Source organism: Agromyces sp. CCNWLW203 (assembly GCF_036576125.1).
In the GTDB taxonomy this organism is placed as follows: Bacteria; Actinomycetota; Actinomycetes; order Actinomycetales; family Microbacteriaceae; genus Agromyces.
In genome coordinates this window covers 59,869-78,315 of record NZ_JAZHYX010000001.1, presented here as the reverse complement: position 1 = coordinate 78,315, position 18,447 = coordinate 59,869, and the positions used below count along the sequence as shown (strand labels likewise).

Sequence of the window (18,447 nt, the reverse complement as noted above, 5' to 3'; positions counted from 1 at the left end):
ACGCTGGAGAGGGTGCGGAATGCGCTGGAGGAACGTGCAGGGCAGGGGCAGGGGTTCGGCGGGGGCAGCCATCGCAATGGGGATCGTCGCCGTGCTCGGGGCCGCGACGCTCGTGCCGACGCAGGCGGCGATCGCCGCGCCGATCACCGATGAGACGGCGGTGGCCGCCAACTCGACGGTGAGCACCGCTGCGAAGCCGAAGCCGGCACCGGCCGAGCCGGCGCCGCCGCAACTCGTGCCCGCGACCGGGGCGTTCCTCGAAGGCCTCGAGACGATCGCGTCGACCCCGGTGACCGTCGACGACGACGTCACGAGCCTCACGCTCGATGGTGCCGCGCTCGACACCACTGCGACGGTCGGCGTCTCGTACCTGCGCTTCGACGTGGGCACGAACTCGATCGAGGCGCGCTACGGCAACCACGTGCTCGTGAACGGCGAGCACCGCATCGAGCTCGACGACTCCGTGAACGAGCGGGTCGACCTCGAGGTGCCGAACGAGTACCTCGTGCAGGGCGAGAACACGGTCGAGATCGTCACCGGAACGATCGACTCGTCGTGCGGCGTGAACCACGACGACTTCGTGCTCTCCAACATCGGCCTCGAGCTACTCGGCGAGATCGCCGACGGTGAAGAGAACGAGTACAGCTACTCGTTCGGCGACGGCAGCTGCGGCTCGAACACGTCGCTTCGCCTCAGCGCCGAACTCTCGTTCTTCGTGCTCGGCGACCCCCAGGGCGCCACCGGGCTCACGGCCGAGCTCGACACGACGACCATCGCGAACGGCGAGCACATGATCGTCGCGACCACCACCTCGGGTGCCAGCACCTCGAGCGTGGTCAACGTGAACAACGCCCCGACCGGCGCGCCGTACGTGACCCCCGCCGACGGCACGATCGCCAAGGCCGTGCAGCAGGTCTTCGCGACCCAGCCCGTCGCCGCAGCGTCCGGGGTCGCCTCGCTCACCGTCGACGGCGCCGACGTCGGTGCCTTCGCCACGCTCGGCGCCGGCGATGCCGCGTTCAGCTTCAACGTGGGGTCCAACTCGATCGAGGCGCGCTACCGCAGTCACCTGCTCGTGAACGGCATGCGGCAGGACCTCGGCGGCGACTACGTGAACCGGCGGGTCGACGTCGCCTTCCCGAACGAGTGGCTGAAGCCCGGCGCGAACACCGTGCAGCTCGTGACCGGCGGCGTTGACGCGGCCTGCGGCGTGAACCGCGACGACTTCGCCGTGTCGACCATCGCGCTCTCCTCCGCGAGCGGCACCGCCACCGGCGTCGCAGTGCGCCCGAGCTACAGCATGGGTGACGGCAACTGCGGCAGCAGCTCGAGCGCGCTCCGCGAGGTCACGCTCGAGTTCACCGTCGAGGGTGCCGCGCAGGGCCTGCGGGCCGAGCTCGACACCACGACCCTCGACGACGGCGCCCACACGATCGCGGCGGCCTCCACGAGCGGCGAGGTGGCGACGCGATCGATCGTGACCGACAACTCGGGCCCGGCCCTGTCTTCGAGCCTGCCCGCGGCCGGCCAGACGATCACCTCGGCGGTCGCCCTCGACGTGCAGCTCGACGACCCCTCGGGCATCCTCTCGGGCCCCGACGTCACGCTCGACGGCACCGCCATCGCCCTCGCGTCGCCGATCGGGCCGGGCCTCGGCGCCGGCGAGCACACCCTCGTGGTCAGCGCCGTCGACGGCCTCGGCAACGCGGTGTCGCACGAGATCGTCTTCACCTCCGCCGGCATCCCCGACGCCCCGTCGGAACTCGCCCCGGCGCCGGGCACGATCGACGCGGGCGGCACCGTCAGCCTCTCGGCGCGGGTCGCGGAGCCCGACGGCGGCGACGTCACCGCGACCTTCTCGCAGGCCGAGATCCTCACCCCGAACCAGGTGTGGCACGGCAGCTCCCCGAGCGTGCCGACGACACTCTCGGTCGAGGGCGAGCAGAAGGTCACCGGTCCCTCGGCGCTCGCGCCCGGTGACGGCCGTACGCTCGATACCGACGGATCCCGCGACGTCGCCTACCAGCGGTTCGACGTGATGGTGAAGGGGCAGGTGCAGTCGCCCGTGCTGCGCTGGGCGGGCGGCATCGACCCCGACCGGCTCGCATCGCTCCGCGCGTGGAACCTCGAGTCGGGCACGTGGGACGTGCTGGCGAGTGCGCGCGGCGCAGCAGATGCCGACACGGTGCTCGCAGCCCACGTCGACGACCGTTACCTCGACGGACAGCAGGTGCACGTGATGGTCACCGGTGAAGATCCCTTCGCCGACGACCTCGAAGCGGGAGACCCCAACGGCTTCGCCGACCCGGCGAGCTACGACTTCTCGATCGCCCACTTCACCGACACCCAGTACATCTCGGAGGGCGCCGTCGAACAGGAGACGCCCGAGGAACGTGCGGTCTGGGAATCGGCCTACTCGGGCATCGTCGACTGGATCGCCGACAACGCCGACTCGCGCAAGATCTCGTACGTCGCCCACACCGGTGACGTGATCGAGAACAACATCCGCAAGCCAGCGACGCCCGAGCTCGAGCAGCAGGTGATCGGCGAGTTCGAGGTCTCGTCGCGGCAGCAGGCGGTGCTCGATGCGGCCGGCGTGCCGAACGGCGTGATCGCGGGCAACCACGACAACCAGTCGGGCACCGAGAACGGCGCCGAGGCGATCTTCAACCGGTACTACGGACCCGACCGCTATGCGGCGGCATCCGCAGGGTGGGCCCACGCCGAATACGGCGGACCGTGGCGCGAGGGCGACAACCAGAACCACTACGACCTGTTCTCGGCGGGTGGCCTCGACTTCGTGGTCGTCGGGCTCTCGTACGGCGTGACGCGCGAAGAGGCGGAATGGGCTGGCAGCGTGTTCGCCCGCTTCCCGGGCCGCAACGGCGTACTGCTCTCGCACGACTACCTGGCGCCGAGCACCCAGCCCGACGGGCGCAACGCACCGTTCTCGGCACCCGACGGCTCGATGCTCTACAACACGGTCGTCGCGCAGAACCCCAACGTGTTCCTGATTCTCGCGGGTCACGAACACGGCGTCGGCACGAACGTCAAGCCGAACGTCGGCGAGATCGAGCACGGCGTCGTCGAGCTGCTGGCGGACTATCAGTTCTACACGGTCTCCGCCGATCGACTCGGGCTCACCGAGATCGGCGGGTACCAGCCGACCGACCAGTTGCGCTTCGGGGCGAGCTTCTTCCGGCTGCTGCAGATCGACGTCGACCGGGGCATCATGAACGTCGACACCTATTCGCCGCTGCTCGACGAGTTCGGCGCGACCGAGTACGACGACCGGCATCGCTACGACGGCACCGAAGACGACATGGTGCTGCCGATCGACCTCACGAGCCGCACGACGAGCCTGCGCACCGACTCGGTCGCGGTCTACTCGCCGATCGCGGTGATCGGCGAGGCGACCGTCGCCTCCGGAGCGGTCGCGACCGTCGAGTGGTCGAAGCTGAAGGCAGGCACCCCCTATGCCTGGATCGTCACCGCTCGGTCGGCAGGCGGCGGCGAGACCACGTCCGAGCCCGCCGTGTTCGTCACGAAGGACGGAAGCGGCAAGCCCGGCGTCTGGGATCAGAGCTCGCCCCTCTTCCCGTACTTCCAGCCTGACGGTTCAGCTGCCGGATGACGGTCGACCAACCCCGCCGCCGCGGCCCGTCCACTCGGGTCGCGGCGGCGATCATGGTGTCCCTGGCCACGAGCGTGCTCGCCGTCGTGCTGCCGGCGACGTCCGCGGTCGCGCACGACGCCACCACCGCGGCGTCCGCCGAGGTCGAACGCGCCGGCGGGGAGGTCTCCGTCGAGCTGGAGCTCGAGTACGACCTGCTGATGAAGTCGGCCTGGCTCTACGCCGAGGCCTACGAGGCCACCGACCCCGATGTTCAGCGGGAGCAGCTCACCGAGCACGCCGACGCGGTCGACGACTACGTCACCGAACGCTTCGCGATCGACGCAGGCGCCGAACGCTGCACGCTCGAGCGGGCCGGGGCGAGCGACATCCGTGACGATGCGGGCCGCGCGTTCGCGGTGCTCCGCTATTCGGCGCGCTGCGCTGACGACGAGGCGACGCTCGCCGCCTCGAGCGCGCTCTTCCCCGACCTCGAGGGATTCGTCCACGACACCGAGACTCGCATCACCTGGAGCGTCGACGACGCGGCAGGCAGCGGGCTCCTCACGGCGGCGACACCGACGATCGAACTCGTCGAGACCACGCCGCACTTCGGCGAGTACTTCCTGCTCGGCGCCGAGCACCTGCTCCTCGGGCTCGACCACCTGCTCTTCCTGCTCGCGTTGCTGCTCGGAGCCCGAAGCCTTCGCGGCATCGTCGTGGCGGCGACGACGTTCACCGTCGCGCACAGCGTCACCTTCCTCATCGCGGGCCTGGGGTTCGTCAGCGTGCCCGCCGCGATCGTGGAGCCGGTCATCGCGCTCTCGATCGTGGCGGCGGCGGTGGCCGTCTTCTTCGCGCGAGAGGTGCCCTCGCGCTATCGGATGCCCGTGATCTTCGCCTTCGGCCTCCTGCACGGGCTCGGATTCGCGAGCGCCCTCGGCATCGACGAGCAGTGGTCGTGGTCGCTGCTCGGCTCGCTCCTCGCCTTCAACGTCGGCATCGAGGCGGTGCAGCTGGCGATCATCGCGGTCGCCTTCCCGCTCCTCGTGCTGCTGCGTCGCACGGCGGCGGCCGATCCGGCGACGAAGATCGTCGGAGCGCTCGTCGCGGCGGTCGGCCTGTTGTGGTTCGCCGAACGCATCATCGCGCAGTTCTGAGGTCTGAGATGAGCGGATGCCCCGTGGCATCCGCTCATCGCCGCTCACGCGTTCGCGGGCTCGCTGACCGGCCGGTGCTCGACGTCGTCGACGTGCGCGTTCGGCATCGCGATGCCGCCGGCGATCGTGAGGATCGCGGCAGCGAGCACCGCCACGAACACGGCCGTCGACGCCCCGTGGATCGCGACGGGGGAGTGCTCGCCGAGGCCCGAGCGGGCGATCACGCCGTTCGCGACCGCTCCGAAGATCGCGACGCCGACCGCGCTGCCCATCGAGCGCAGGAACATGTTGGCGCCCGTGACGACGCCGCGCTCCGACCACGGCACCGACGACTGTGCGGCGATGAGTGTCGGTGAGGCCACGAGTCCGAGGCCGAGACCCACGATGAAGCACGCGATGGCGGTGGTCCAGACGTTCGGCGTGAGCGAGGCCGCGACGAGCGCCGCCGAGCCGAGCACGGAGACCGCGAGTCCGATGAGCGCGGTCCGGCGGAATCCGATGCGGAGGAAGAGCCGCCCCGCCTGGCTCGCCGAGATCGGCCAGCCGAGCGTCAGCGCGGCGACCGCGAGCCCCGACACGAGCGGGGTGGCCCCGGCGGTCGACTCGAGGAACGTCGGTACGTACGAGGTCAGCCCGATGAGCACGGCGCCGACCCCAAGCGAGATGAGCGAGGTCGTGACGATGAGGCGCCGGGAGAACACCCAGAGCGGCAGCACGGGTTCGGCCGCTCGACGCTCGATGAACACGAAGGCGACGAGCAGCAGGGCGCCGACCGCGAACGCGCCGATCGACTGCCAGGAGAGCCACTCCCACGCCTGGCCGCCCTCGAGCACCGCGAGGATCAGCAGGGTCGACGCGATCGTCAGCACGCTGGCCCCGGCGAAGTCGATGCGGTGCTTCTCACGGGTGACGGACTCGTGGTAGGAGCGGAGGAGCATCCACCCGGCGATCAGGCAGAGCGGGATGTTCACGAAGAAGATCCACCGCCACGAGGCGAACTCGGCGAACAGCCCGCCGAGGGTGGGGCCGACGACCGAGGAGATCGCCCACACGCTCGCGATGTACCCCTGCACGCGGGCGCGCTCGCGCACCGTGTAGATGTCGCCGGTGATCGTGATCGAGACGGGCAGCACCGCGCCGGCGCCGAGACCCTGGATCGCGCGGAAGACGATGAGCGACGTCATGTCCCATGCGAAGCCGCAGAGCACCGACCCGACGAGGAAGATGCCGATGCCGATCAGCATGATGGGCTTCCGACCGACGGTGTCGGAGAGCTTCGAGTAGATCGGCACCGAGACGGCCTGGGCGAGCAGGTAGATGGAGAACAGCCACGGGAACTGCGTGAACCCGCCGAGATCGGCGACGATCGACGGCACCGCGGTCGCGAGGATCGTCGAGTCGATCGCGATGAGGCCCGTGGCGAGCATCACCGAGATGAGCACGGGCCCGCGTGCCGAACGGAATCCCACAGCAGTCGTCTCGGTCACGTTCCTCCTCGGTGGTGCGGGCGCGCTGAAGCCGGCCCATGTACAGCAACGCCGATCGCCTCGATTCATTCCGCGGATGCCGCGGCTCACGGCCATCGGCGGGGGCAAGCCCGGATACCGGAACGAACTCGCCGGGTCAAGCGCGTGCTCCGGCGGCGACTGCCCACTACCTTCGGACTCATGAGGATCCGTACGAAGCGCCCGGTGCAGGCACCGCCTCCCCCCGCGGCGGCGATCACGAGCGACGGCGACTCCCGCGCGCCCGAGGTGCGGATCAACGCGTTCCGCATCGGCTTCGTCGGGGCCCTCGGCGTGCTGCTCGCGGTGCTGCTCGGCGGCATCGTCGGCGAGCTCGGCACCGTCATCCTCTACGTCGCGCTCGCCCTGTTCCTCGCGCTCGGCCTCGACCCGATCGTGAGCTGGCTCCAGCGTCGCGGCATGCCGCGCTGGGTGGCGATCCTCATCGTCTTCGCCGGCGTGATCGGTGTCTTCGTCGGCCTCATCGCCACGATCGTGCCGATCGTGATCGAGCAGACGACGAACATCGTCGAGAACTGGGACGACATCGTCGCGAACGTGCAGCACAGCCCGGTCGTGACGTGGGTGAACGGCCTCACCGGCAGCGGCGACGCGATCAAGGACGCGATCGAGTCCGCCGGCGAGTGGCTCGCCGATCCGGCGAACCTCGGTTCGCTCGGCGGCGGCATCCTCGCGGTGGGGGCCGGCATCGCCGGCGGCTTCACCGGCGCGACCATCGTGCTCATCCTCACCCTCTACTTCCTCGCCTCGCTCGACTCGATGAAGCGCTACGCCGCCCGATTCGTGCCCGCGAGCTCGCGCCCGGGCTACCGCGACGTGTCCGAGGAGATCACCGGCTCCGTCGGCCGCTACGTCATGGGCCAGGTCGGCCTCGGTGCGATCAACGGCGTGCTGAGCCTCATCTACCTGTCGATCATCGGGGCGCCGGTGCCGATCCTCCTGGCGTTCATCGCCTTCCTCTTCTCGCTCGTGCCGCTCGTCGGTACGCTGACGGGCGCGATCATCATCACCCTCGTCTCGTTCGCGGCATCGCCCGAGACCGCGCTCGCCGCAGCGATCTACTATCTGATCTACATGCAGGTCGAGGCCTACGTGCTGAGCCCGCGCATCATGAGCCGCGCGGTCGCCGTGCCGGGCGCCCTCGTCGTGATCGCGGCGGTGGCGGGCGGCACCCTCGGCGGCGTGCTCGGCGCGCTCGTCGCGATCCCGGTCGCGGCATCGCTCATCATCATCGTGGAGAAGGTCATCTTCCCCCGTCAGGACACGATCTAGCGGATCAGAACCAGATGCTGAGGTGCGGCGCGCGCTGCGCCGCGAACATGGCGTCGGCCGTCGCGATGGAGCCGGGCGAGAGCTCGGAGATACGCCCCGCACGTGCCAGCACCGAGGGGTGCACCCCGCCGAGGTAGATCGCGCCGAGTTCGCGCACCCCGAGCCCGATGCTGCGAACGCCCTTCGCGGATGCCGCGGCATCCGTCTGCTCGAGGGCCGCGACCTCTGCGCGACCGGCCTCGTCGACGACGAGCTCGAACCGACCGCGCGCGAGGCCGATCGAGTCGTCGACGTCGATGACGAGTCGGCCGGGCGCGCTGTAGCGCCGGGCCGTGAGCGCGGTCACCGGGTCGATCACGCGGAGCCACAGGTGGTCGACGACGTCGGAGAACGAGACCGCCCGCGGGTCCTCGAGGAGCCAGGGGAGCGGCTCGTCGACGGATCGGAGGAGTCCGCGCGTGCCCGAGACGAAGTCCTGCTCGACGAGGAAGCGCCAGAGTGCACGCTCGGCGTCGTCGGTCGCCGCGGCGAGGAAGTCGAACTCGGCGATGCCGGGCTCGTTCGGCTGGCGCGACACGTGGAACACGGCGAATCCCTGGGGCTGGCCGCGCTCGTCGTCGTAGCGCACGACGCGTCGTGCCCGCGACCGGTCGCTGTCGGGGTCGTGGAGACCGAGCACCCGGTCGAGCAGGCCGGGCCAGCGGTCGATCTCGCCGGGCGTGCGCGCGACGGCGCGGCGGGCGAGCGCCGGGGCGATCTCGCGGATGGCCGCGGCGTCCACGAACTGCACGCGGCCAGGGGCATCCGGTCCGGTCCAGTGCACGCGTCGCCGATCGACGGTCACGGTCGCGGCGCGTGCCGCCGGCGCGTACCCGTACCGGCCGTAGATCGTGGCCTCGGTGGCGGTGAGCATCGCGAGCGCCGCGCCGGCCGCGCGCGCGTTCTGCAGTTCGGCGAGCATGAGCGCCCTTGCGATGCCGCGTCGGCGATGCGTCGGCGAGACCGTGACGGAACTCACCGCCCAAGCATCGACGCTGCGTCCGCCGGGCACGCTGAGCCCGGTCGGCCAACTGGAGACCGTCGCGACCGGAACCTCTGGGGCGACGATGGTCGGGTCGTAGACGCCGTGCACCCGCCGGTCGGCGATCACGGCGAGGTCGTAGTCGAGTTCGACCTGCTTGGGGCGCGAGTGATGGAATCCGCGGGCGTCGGCCTCGACCCATGCCGACGCCGCCACGGTGTCGTGCGTGTCGACGAGGCGGTACTCGAATCCCCTCGAGGCGAGCGAGGCGAGCGCCGCGGAATCGGCGGGGATTCCCTGCAGGTCGAACGACATCGTCCCATCGTAGCCGCGGAGGCGGATGCGGCATCCGTCGTCGATGCGGCCGTCGCCCGGCCGGGGTGCAGCGCGCCTTCCGCTCGCTGCACCCCGGCCGAGGTCAGACCGTGGCGCCGGCCAGGGCGGGTGCGACGACGGCCTCGAACGCCGACGCGGTCCGTTCGACGACCTCGGCCCACGGGGTAGCCCAGATCGCCTCGTTGAAGATCTCGACCTCGATGTCGCCGGTGTAGCCGGCGGCCTCGACGGCGGCGGTGAAGGCCGCGAAGTCGATCACGCCGTCGCCCGGGTAGTGCCGCGCGAGCAGCACATCGGCCGGCAGCGGCGTCGCCCAGTCGCACACCTGGTAGCTCGCGATGCGACCGGATGCCCCGGCGCGCGCGATCTGCTCGAACACCTCCGGGTCCCACCACAGGTGGAACGTGTCGACGACGACGCCGACCGTCGGGGCGTCGAACGGCTCGGCGAGGTCGAGGGCCTGCTTCAGCGTCGAGACGACCGCGCGGTCGGACGCGTACATCGGGTGCAGCGGCTCGATCGCGAGGGTGACGCCGGCGGATGCCGCGTCGGGGGCCAGCTCGGCGAGGGCGTCCGCGACCCGCTCGCGTGAGCCGGCCAGGTCCGTCCCGCCGGCAGGGATGCCGCCGGCGACGAGCACGAGCACGGCCGCCGATCCGGGCGCGCCCGCGGCCGCGAGCGCGGCAGTCTCGTCGATCGCACGTCGGTTGTCGTCGATCGCGGCCCGACGTTCGGCGCCCTCGGGGATTGTGAAGAAGCCGCCGCGGCAGAGGCTCGAGACGCGAAGCCCCGAGTCGGCCAGTCGGCGTGCGGCCTCGTCGAGGCCGACCGCTTGCACCGGCTCCCGCCAGAGCCCGATCGACTCGTAGCCGCCGGCACGGGTCAGGCGCAGTGCCTCGTCGAGCGGTGCGTGCTTGATCGTCGCCTGGTTCATCGACAGGCGCGGGTGCGGGCTCACGCGAGCACCTCCACCGGGTGCGCCGCAGCGTCGGCGTCGGAACTCGCGGCGACCGCCGTCGCCGCCTTCGGGTCGATCCCGTTGAGGCGGAGCATCCCGTGCCACCGCTCGGCGGCGAGCTCGGGCTGCTCGAGCGACCCTGACGCGTTCGCGAGCTCGACGATGTCCGACAGGTGCGGGAGGCTCCGCGCGGCGTGCAGCCCCGCGACCATCTGGAACGCGTGCTGGTGGCCGTTCAGCCAGGCCAGGAACGCGACGCCCGTCTTGTAGAAGTACGTCGGGGCGGCGAACACCTGCCGCGAGAGCGCCTCGGTCGGACCGAGGATGCGGTGGTACGCCGCCTCGTCGCCGGCGTCGAGCGCCTGGATGGCGGCCGATGCGTTCGGCGCGAGGGCCGCGAACGCGCCGAGCAGCGCATCGGAGTGTCCCGCGTCATCGCCCGCGATGAGTCCCACGTAGTGGAAGTCGTCGCCCGTGTACATCCGCGCGGTGCCTGGCAGTCGGCGGCGCACCGCGATCTCGGCGTCGGCGTCGAGCATGCTCATCTTCACGCCCGCGACCGTGTCGGGGTGCTCGGCGATGAGCTCGACGAGCACCTCGGCTGCAGCATTCGTGTCGGCCGAGCCGAAGTAGCCCGCCAGCTGCGGGTCGAACGCGGTGCCGAGCCAGTGCAGCACGACGGGGGCACTCGCAGCAGCGAGCACCTCGCGGTAGGCGCGGCGGTAGTCGTCGGCCGATTGCGCCGCCCGCGCGAGGTGCCGGCTCGCCATGAGCACGGCGCCGGAGCCGGCATCCTCGGTCTGGTGCAGTTGCTGCTTGTAGGCGTCGATGACCTGGTCGAGCGAGATGTGCTCGTCGTCGACGTGATCGGTGTTCACGCCCACCACGAGCTTGCCGCCGACGGATGCCGCCTCCGCGGCGCTCCGTGAGATGAGCTCGCGTGTGGCGGCGGCGTCGAGGCCCATGTTGCGCTGCGCGGTGTCCATCGCGTCGGCGACGCCGAGCCCCCACGACCACACGTGGTGGCGGAAGGCGAGGGTCGCGTCCCAGTCGATCTCGGCCGGCCGGCCCGGCGTGTTGTCGGCGTACGGCTTCGGCACGACGTGCGCGGCGGCGTAGGCGACTCGCGAGCGCAGCGGGGCGTCGGGCTTGGCGAACTCCGGCGCCTCGGTGAGCGGCGCCGCCGTGAGCGCGCCGTTCGCGTCGAGCAGGGTGAGCGTCGACATGCTCAGCGCACCTCGGCGAGTTCGGGCGCGGCCGTCTCGGATACGGCAGAACCGGATGCCGCGGCATCCGCTGCCCCGTCGAGCCCGACGACGGGGATCTCGACGCGCCGGCCGGCCCGCGAGCTCTCGAGGCCCGCTTCGGCGAGCAGCACGCCGCGGGCGCCGGCGAGGAAGTCGAAGGGATTCGGGCCGTCTTCGACGACGTGACGGAGGAATTCCTCCCACTGCGTCTTGAAGCCGTTCTCGAACTCCTGGTTGCCGGGGCTCTCGATCCAGTCGGCGTCGTAGTCGTGGGCGTCGGCGAGGTCGGGGTTCCAGACCGGCTTCGGCGTCGCATTGCGGGGCTGGATCTTGCAGCCGAAGAGGCCGACCACCGCGGAGCCGTGGGTGCCGTCGACCTGGAACTCGACGAGCTCGTCGCGGTTGACGCGGGTCGTCCAGCTCGAGTTCAGCTGCGCGACCACTCCGCCCTCGAGCTCGAAGATCGCGTAGGCGGCGTCGTCGGCGGTCGCGACGTAGGGCGCGCCGTGCTCGTCGACGCGGGTCGGGATCTCGGTCACCGCCTTCGCGTAGACCGACTCGACGCGGCCGAAGAGGTTCTCGAGCACGTAGTTCCAGTGGGGGAACATGTCGACGATGATGCCGCCGCCGTCTTGGGCGCGGTAATTCCAGCTCGGGCGCTGGGCGGGCTGCCAGTCGCCCTCGAAGACCCAGTAGCCGAACTCGCCGCGCACGCTCAGGATGCGGCCGAAGAAGCCCGAGTCGATGAGGCGCTTGAGCTTCTGCAGTCCGGGCAGGTAGAGCTTGTCGTGCACGACGCCGTTCTTGATGCCGGCCGCGTCGGCCAGGCGGGCGAGCTCGAGGGCCTCTTCGAAGCTCTCGGCAGTGGGCTTCTCGGTGTAGATCGCCTTGCCGGCCGCGATGGCCTTCTTGATCGCGACCGCTCGGGCCTTCGTCACGAGGAAGTCGGCGTAGATCTGCCAGCGCGGGTCGGCGAGGGCCTCGTCGAGGTTGGTCGTGTAGTGCTCGATGCCGTGCTTGGCGGCGAGATCGGCGAGCTTCTTCTCGCTGCGGCCGACGAGGATCGGCTCGACCTGCACGCGGGTCTCACCGTCGGCGAGGAGCACGCCGCCCTGCTCGCGGATCGCGAGGATCGAACGCACCAGGTGCTGGCGGTAGCCCATGCGCCCCGAGACGCCGTTCATGATGATGCCGATGGGCTGCGGGCTGGAGTGATCGACCATGTGCTTCGTCCTTCTCGAGTCGTCGGCTGGGGCGAAAGGTCGCCCGGCAGGCCGGAAAGCGTTTACCCGAGAATAGAACAGGTCGCGCGGATCTGCAACGTCGTGGCGACGGTGCTGCTCGCTCGACCGCAGGCGTCGCGCCTGGACGTGGTCGTCAGCGACGAGAGTCGGCCTCGCCGGGGCTCGGATTCAAACGCCGCGAGCCGGCGTCGACGCCCGCAGCACGACCTCGGCCCGCACGGGCAGCTCATCGACCTCGTCGAGGGTGCCGAGCGCGAGTCGCAGTGCGCGGCGGCCGATCTCCTCGAGGGGGAGGCGCACGGTACTGAGCGGCGGCGTGACGTCTCGGGCGGTCGGGATGTCGTCGAACCCGGCGACGGCGACGTCTCGCCCGGGCACGAGCCCGGCGTCGCGGATCGCGGACATCGCGCCCACCGCCATGACGTCGTTCGCGGCGAAGACGATCTCGATGTCGCGCGCCCCCCGCTCGATGAGCGTGCGCATGCCGTCGTAGCCGCCGTCACGAGTGAACGCCGGGCGCACGATCCGGTCGGGGGCGATGGAGATGCCGGATGCGCCGAGGCCGGCGAGGAAACCGCTGAGGCGGTCTTCGGCGGTTCGCAGCCCTTCGATTCCGGTGAGCGCGGCGAAGCTCCGGTATCCGGCATCGACGAGCGCTCGTGCGAGCGACTCCGCGCCGGTCGCGTTGTCGAGCGGCACGCTGCGGAACGGCTCCTCGGCCGTGCCGATGAACGCGACTCGTCCGCCGCTCGCCTCGAAGGCGCGCAGTTCCTCGGCGAGCGCCGTCGAGGCCGGGTCGTCGGCGCGGCGCGAGGCGGCGAGGATCATGACCCGCGGCCGCTGGCCGCGCAGGCTCCGCACGAGCTCGAGCTCGCGCTCCGAGTCCCGCTCGGTCGCCGCCATGGTGACGATGAGGCCCTCGTGGTCGGCCTCGCGAACCACACCGGCCGCGATCTGCGCGAAGTAGGGGTCGGCGACGTCGGCGACGAGCAGGGCGACGGTCATCGAGGTGCCGCGGGCGACGGCCTGGGCCGAGAGGTTCGGCGAGTAGTCGAGTTTCGCCGCGGCGGCCAGCACGCGCTGCCGGTACTCGTCGTTGACCTTCCGGGTGCTCCCGTTGATCGACCGCGACGCGGTGGCCAGGGAGACGCCCGCTTCGCGCGCGACGTCGTGGAGCGTGGCCGGCGTGCGTCGTTCGCCGTTCGTGTCTCCCGTGCCCATCGGATCTCCCATCGGTGCGCTGCCGGCTCGACCCTATCGCGCGCGTTGCGGGGGCCCGGTCGCCGCAGGTCGCCCGACGTGACCCGACGAGGCCCGCGCTCGTGCGAGAGGAACGTCCGATATTAGGATAGCGCTTACCCATGTGAGCCCGCCCCAGCGAGAACCGCCCTCGAGGGCCGTCCCCAGGCCGTCCACCCGGCGACGGCCGGGGCGCGAGCGGTACCATGGCCGAGATGCGAGGAGGCGCCATGCGTGCCGTGATTCTGAACAGTTCCGGTCGGTACGCCGACCCGTGGCACCGTCATTCCGAGACGAGCGAGGCGCTCGCCGAACTCGTCGCAGAGGCCGGGTTCACCGTGGAGATCGTCGATGACGTCGATCGGTCGCTCGCGTCCCTGCCCGACGATGTCACGCTCATCGTCGTGAATGCCGGCGACTCGCACGCACCGACCCCCGACGGTGAGCCCTCGGCCGAGCCCGAGGCATCCGTGCTCGAATCGGCGAACGCTGCCATCGAGGCGGCGATCGATCGCGGCATCGGCATCCTCGCCCTCCACACGGCGGCGGCGAGCCTGCGCGACTACCCGGCGTACGAACGCGCGCTCGGTGCGCGCTGGGTCCGTGACCGCTCATGGCATCCGCCCATCGACGAGGCCGCCGTGCACCTCGTCGGCAATCACCAGATCGCCGAGGGCCTCCACGACTTCACCGTGTTCGATGAGCGGTACACCGACTTCCGGCTCGACGACGTGATCGAGCCGATCGCGGAGCACGAGCACGACGGCATCCGCCACCCCCTCGTGTGGGCACGGGAGATCGGCCGATCGCGGCTCGTCTACGACGCGCTCGGGCACGATGTCCGCTCCTACAACTCCGCGGGCCACCGCGCGCTGCTCGCCGCGGCGCTCGAGTGGCTCTCGCACGTGCCGGCACCGACGGCGACCGCGCGGTGAGCCGGGTCGTCATCGCGCCGGATTCGTTCAAGGGCACGGCGAGTGCAGCGGATGTCGCGGCAGCCCTCGGGCGCGGATGGCGCTCGGTGCGAGCAGACGACGAGATCGTGACCCGCCCGATGGCCGACGGCGGCGAGGGCACGCTCGACGCCTTCGAGGCCGCGGTGCCCGGCGCGCGTCGCATGCCCGTCACGGTGCGCGGGCCGGTCTCGTCACCCGTGGCGACGCACTGGCTGCTCCTGCCCGACGGCACCGGCGTCGTCGAACTCGCCGCGACGTCGGGCATCACCCTGCTCGACCCGCTCGAGCCCTTCGACGCGCATTCGGCCGGCTTCGGCGAGGCGATCGCCGACGCGCTCGACGCCGGGGTCGAACGGCTCCTGCTCGCGCTCGGCGGCAGCGCGTCGACCGACGGGGGCGCTGGAGCCCTGTCGGCGCTGGGCGCCCGGTTCTTCGATGCCGACGAGCAGGCGGTCGCGCTCGGCAACCGCGGGCTCGGCGTGCTCGCCGGAGTCGACTTCACCGGACTGCGCCCGCTGCCGCCCGGCGGTGCGCTGATCCTCGGCGACGTCACGAACCAGCTGCTCGGCGACGACGGTGCCGCAGCCGTCTTCGGCCCGCAGAAGGGCGCGGATGCCGAAACCGTCACGGTGCTCGAGGCCGGCCTGACACGGCTGGCGGGCCTCATGCCCGACGTCTCGCCGTCGGCGCCTGGCGCGGGGGCGGCCGGCGGCGCCGGGTTCGGCCTCCTGGCCTGGGGTGCAGTGATGGGCGGGGGCGCTGTGCTCGTCGCCGAGGCCCTCGGCCTGGGTGGCGACATCGCCCTCGCCGACCTCGTGATCACCGGCGAGGGGCGATTCGACGGCCAGTCGGAGGGCGGCAAGGCGCCGAGCGAAGTCGCCCGGCTCGCTGCATCCAACGGCGTGCCGGTCGCGCTCGTGGCCGGCGCGATCACTGCGGAGCCCCGCGGGTTCGCGGCGTCCGTCGCACTGACCGGGCTCGCCGGCGGCACGGAACCCGCGATGGCGGACCCGCTGCGCTGGCTCGAGGCGGCAGGCGCTCAACTCGCGGCCGGGGCCGACGCCACCGGCCGGAGCTGAACGACTCGCCGCGGCCGTCAGGTGTGGTGCAGGCCGGGGTGCGGCTTCGGTGGCTCGGACCCGACGAACTTGCCGTGCCGTTCTGCGGCATCGTGCGCTTCGGGATTCTCTTCGGTCGACGTGTAGTCGCCGACGATCGAGTCGTCGACGTCGACCTCTTCATCGTCGCTGCGGGTGTACTCGCCTGCGACCGTGCGCACGTGGGGCCCCTCGCCGTCGACCTCGGTGTAGCTGCCCTCGAGATCGTCGGTGGCATCGACCGGGCCGGCGGGTGTCTCCGGCTCGTCGGCGGACTGCGGATCAGCGGGTCGGCTCGATTCGGACATCATCGCTCCCTCATCGTTGGTCGGGGCGCCGTCATCGGGGCGACGTCTCGCCCCCATGCTATGTCTCCACGCCGGGAAGGGAAGGGGCGCCTCGCACGAATCGTCCGCGAGTGCTCTGTCTCCACGCCGTGAAGGGAAGGGATGCTGCGGCACCTCACGGCGCAACGTCAGCGCAGGAACAGCCTTGCATTCGCCTGTTCGGCATCGGAGTACTGCGTCGCGGCGATGCCGAGCGCGCGGTTCAGGCCTGCCAGGCTCTCCTCCACCTGCAACTGGGTGGCACGCCAGTCGGCGACCGCACCCTGGAAGGCGCTCGAGGCCTGACCCGACCACGACGATTGCAGCCCCGTGAGCTGGCCGAGGAGCGAGGCCACCTCGGACTGGATGCGCCCGATGGTGCCCTGCACGGTCTGGGTGGCGGCGGACACCTGTTCGGCATCGACCTGATAGACGGCCATCTCGGCCCCTTTCGTTCGGTGTGCGCGCCACGCTACGGCGCGCCCGATGAACGGATAGCCAGAGACGGGCGGATGTGTGCGACATCCGCTGATCGTCGCCTGTCGAGGCCGAGTGCCGGCAGCGCGCTGGGACAGCCGACGCCGAACCCGAGACTGCGAGGGCTCAGTCGGCCGTGACCCGCTGCGGCGCGGAGGCCGAGCCCGCGAGGGGCAGCGACACCCGGAAGGTGGCGCCGCCGCCGGGCGTCTCGACGACGTCGACCGTGCCGTTGTGCGCGGCAACGATCGAGGACACGATCGCGAGGCCGAGGCCCGATCCTCCGGTCTCGCGGGTGCGCGAGGTGTCGGCGCGCCAGAAACGCTGGAAGATCTTCTCGCGGATCTGCGGGGGGATGCCCTCGCCGTGGTCGACGACCTCGATCATGGCCCGCTCGGTCGCGTCGTCGACCGAGATGCGGATCTCGATGGGACTCTCGGGCGAGGTGAAGCGGATCGCGTTGCCCATGAGGTTGGTGATCACCTGACGGATCTTGTTCTCCTCCGCGAGCACCACCGTGCGGCGAACCGGCATCGGCCGGCCGGAGGCGCCGGCGCCGTCTGCCGGGCGCGCAGCCGGCGGAGCGGCGATCGCGTCGGATGCCGCAGCCGCGGCTGCTGCGGCGGCAGCGGATGCACGGGCGGCGCGCTTGGACGCGGCCGTGGATCCGCTCGCCTTCGCGGCTGCACGGCGGCTGCCGGTCGTCACCGCGGGCTCGGTCTTCGGACGACGACCTCGGAGTCGCGCGAGGGTGGCGCCGGCGAAGGAGATCGGGCCGGTCAGGTTCGGGTTGCGATCACCGGCGGGGTCGAGCTCGACCTCGAGTTCGGGAGCGGACTCGCCCGAGGCATCCGCGGTGCTCGGGTCTTCAGGGGCGATGACCGTGATCGTGCGGGCCGGGTGGGCGGCCATGGTGTCGAGGGCCGAGTCTCGCGCGAGCGGCACGAGGTCGACCTCGGCGAGGTCGAGCGGCTTCGCCTCGTCGAGCCGAGCGAGTGCGAGCAGGTCTTCGACGAGGAGGCCCATGCGGATGGCCTCTTTCTCGATGCGCTCCATCGCCTGCCCGACCTCTTCGGGCGACTGCAGCGCCCCCATGCGGTAGAGCTCGGCGTACCCGCGCACCGACACGAGCGGGGTGCGCAGTTCGTGCGAGGCGTCGCCGACGAAGCGGCGCATCTGGTCGATCGTGCGCGCGCGGTCGCGGAAGGCGCGGTCGATGCGGTTCAGCATCGTGTTCAGCGAGCGGTTCAGCCGCCCGACCTCGGTGTTCGGCGTCGCGCCACCGAGTCGCTGGCTGAAGTCGCCGTCGGCGATCGCTGCCGCGGTGCGCTCGACCTCGCGCAGCGGCATGAAGGTCGTCGTCACGAGCATGCGGGTGAGGAGGGCGCCGACGAGCACGACGCCGAATCCGAATCCGAAGAAGATCGTGAGGTACACCGCGAGCAGCTGCTCGGTCTCCTTCGACGAGATCGCGAGGATGATCGGCGAGTAGTTGCCGTGGTTGTCGGCCCAGGTGATGGCGTACACCGCGCGGAACGTCGGATTCCCAGCGGAGTCGCGGAGCGCGAAGACCTCGTAGTGGCCCTGGTTCGTAGCGTTGACCTCGGCGGTGGTCAGCGTCTTGGGGATCTGCGGCAACTCCGAGGGATCGCGGTCGCGCCAGTTGTTCTTCTCGCGCTCACCCGTCTCGCCGTCGTAGACGGCGACGAACACGTCGAGGTCGGGCCGGAATGCGAGGTCGTTGAGGTCGGCCTTGGCGCTCGGCTCCTCGCCCTGGTCGGTGAAGTACTTGCGCAGGTCGCCCGACGCGATCGCCTCGAGCTTGCCCTTCACCTGGTCTTCGACGTACGACCGCAGCATCGCCGCCGTGCCGATTCCAGACACCAGAAGTCCGAGCGTGAGCATGAGCACGGTGACACCCGTGATCTTGGTACGCAGCGAGATGCGGTTCCACCGCTCGGAGATCTGATTCATG

At 71.0% G+C, this 18,447-nt stretch carries 14 protein-coding genes; 5 read left to right on the top strand and 9 right to left on the bottom strand.

Features of this window, described 5'->3' with window-relative positions; genetic code table 11:
• Positions 1-76: 76 nt before the first annotated feature.
• Entirely contained in the window at positions 77-3,634 is a 3,558-nt protein-coding gene (locus VPH61_RS00355) for a metallophosphoesterase (RefSeq protein ID WP_332061528.1), read from the top strand.
• A complete protein-coding gene (locus VPH61_RS00350; RefSeq protein ID WP_332061527.1) occupies positions 3,631-4,773 on the top strand; it encodes a HupE/UreJ family protein in 1,143 nt (380 codons plus the stop codon). The genes VPH61_RS00355 and VPH61_RS00350 overlap by 4 nt, the downstream gene beginning before the upstream one ends.
• 44 nt (positions 4,774-4,817) lie before the next feature.
• Here the strand turns inward: VPH61_RS00350 and VPH61_RS00345 are convergent, their stop codons facing one another.
• Positions 4,818-6,260 carry an MDR family MFS transporter gene (locus VPH61_RS00345; protein ID WP_442879032.1) on the bottom strand — a complete coding sequence of 481 codons (1,443 nt, stop codon included), beginning with the start codon at positions 6,258-6,260 and terminating at the stop codon, positions 4,818-4,820.
• A 180-nt stretch (positions 6,261-6,440) separates the two neighbouring features.
• Here VPH61_RS00345 and VPH61_RS00340 point away from each other — a divergent pair, with 180 nt between their 5' ends.
• Positions 6,441-7,571 carry an AI-2E family transporter gene (locus VPH61_RS00340; protein WP_332061526.1) on the top strand — a complete coding sequence of 377 codons (1,131 nt, stop codon included), beginning with the start codon at positions 6,441-6,443 and terminating at the stop codon, positions 7,569-7,571.
• Positions 7,572-7,575: 4 nt separating this feature from the next.
• Here the strand turns inward: VPH61_RS00340 and VPH61_RS00335 are convergent, their stop codons facing one another.
• From VPH61_RS00335 to VPH61_RS00315, 5 genes are all read right to left on the bottom strand, one after another.
• Positions 7,576-8,907, bottom strand: a complete 1,332-nt coding sequence (locus tag VPH61_RS00335) for a GNAT family N-acetyltransferase (RefSeq protein ID WP_332061525.1) — start codon at positions 8,905-8,907, stop codon at positions 7,576-7,578.
• A gap of 103 nt (positions 8,908-9,010) precedes the next feature.
• Positions 9,011-9,886: a sugar phosphate isomerase/epimerase family protein gene (locus tag VPH61_RS00330; protein WP_332061524.1), complete on the bottom strand. Its 876-nt coding sequence runs from the start codon at positions 9,884-9,886 to the stop codon at positions 9,011-9,013.
• Positions 9,883-11,112 (bottom strand): dihydrodipicolinate synthase family protein, encoded by a 1,230-nt coding sequence (locus VPH61_RS00325; RefSeq protein WP_332061523.1) that lies wholly within the window; start codon positions 11,110-11,112, stop codon positions 9,883-9,885. Before VPH61_RS00325 ends, VPH61_RS00330 begins: the two co-directional genes overlap by 4 nt.
• A 2-nt stretch (positions 11,113-11,114) precedes the next feature.
• Positions 11,115-12,356 carry a Gfo/Idh/MocA family protein gene (locus VPH61_RS00320; protein ID WP_332061522.1) on the bottom strand — a complete coding sequence of 414 codons (1,242 nt, stop codon included), beginning with the start codon at positions 12,354-12,356 and terminating at the stop codon, positions 11,115-11,117.
• Between the two features lie 189 nt (positions 12,357-12,545).
• Complete coding sequence (locus VPH61_RS00315) at positions 12,546-13,598, bottom strand: LacI family DNA-binding transcriptional regulator (protein WP_332061521.1); 1,053 nt, start codon at positions 13,596-13,598, stop codon at positions 12,546-12,548.
• A gap of 248 nt (positions 13,599-13,846) precedes the next feature.
• Here VPH61_RS00315 and VPH61_RS00310 point away from each other — a divergent pair, with 248 nt between their 5' ends.
• Positions 13,847-14,551 carry a ThuA domain-containing protein gene (locus VPH61_RS00310; RefSeq protein ID WP_332061520.1) on the top strand — a complete coding sequence of 235 codons (705 nt, stop codon included), beginning with the start codon at positions 13,847-13,849 and terminating at the stop codon, positions 14,549-14,551.
• Entirely contained in the window at positions 14,548-15,651 is a 1,104-nt protein-coding gene (locus VPH61_RS00305) for a glycerate kinase (protein ID WP_332062509.1), read from the top strand. The genes VPH61_RS00310 and VPH61_RS00305 overlap by 4 nt, the downstream gene beginning before the upstream one ends.
• A 17-nt stretch (positions 15,652-15,668) precedes the next feature.
• Here the strand turns inward: VPH61_RS00305 and VPH61_RS00300 are convergent, their stop codons facing one another.
• The 3 genes from VPH61_RS00300 to VPH61_RS00290 form a co-directional block, all read right to left on the bottom strand.
• Positions 15,669-15,977, bottom strand: a complete 309-nt coding sequence (locus VPH61_RS00300; protein ID WP_332061519.1) for a hypothetical protein — start codon at positions 15,975-15,977, stop codon at positions 15,669-15,671.
• A gap of 167 nt (positions 15,978-16,144) precedes the next feature.
• Complete coding sequence (locus VPH61_RS00295) at positions 16,145-16,435, bottom strand: WXG100 family type VII secretion target (protein WP_332061518.1); 291 nt, start codon at positions 16,433-16,435, stop codon at positions 16,145-16,147.
• A 163-nt stretch (positions 16,436-16,598) separates the two neighbouring features.
• Positions 16,599-18,446 carry a sensor histidine kinase gene (locus VPH61_RS00290; protein ID WP_332061517.1) on the bottom strand — a complete coding sequence of 616 codons (1,848 nt, stop codon included), beginning with the start codon at positions 18,444-18,446 and terminating at the stop codon, positions 16,599-16,601.
• Position 18,447 lies beyond the last annotated feature (1 nt).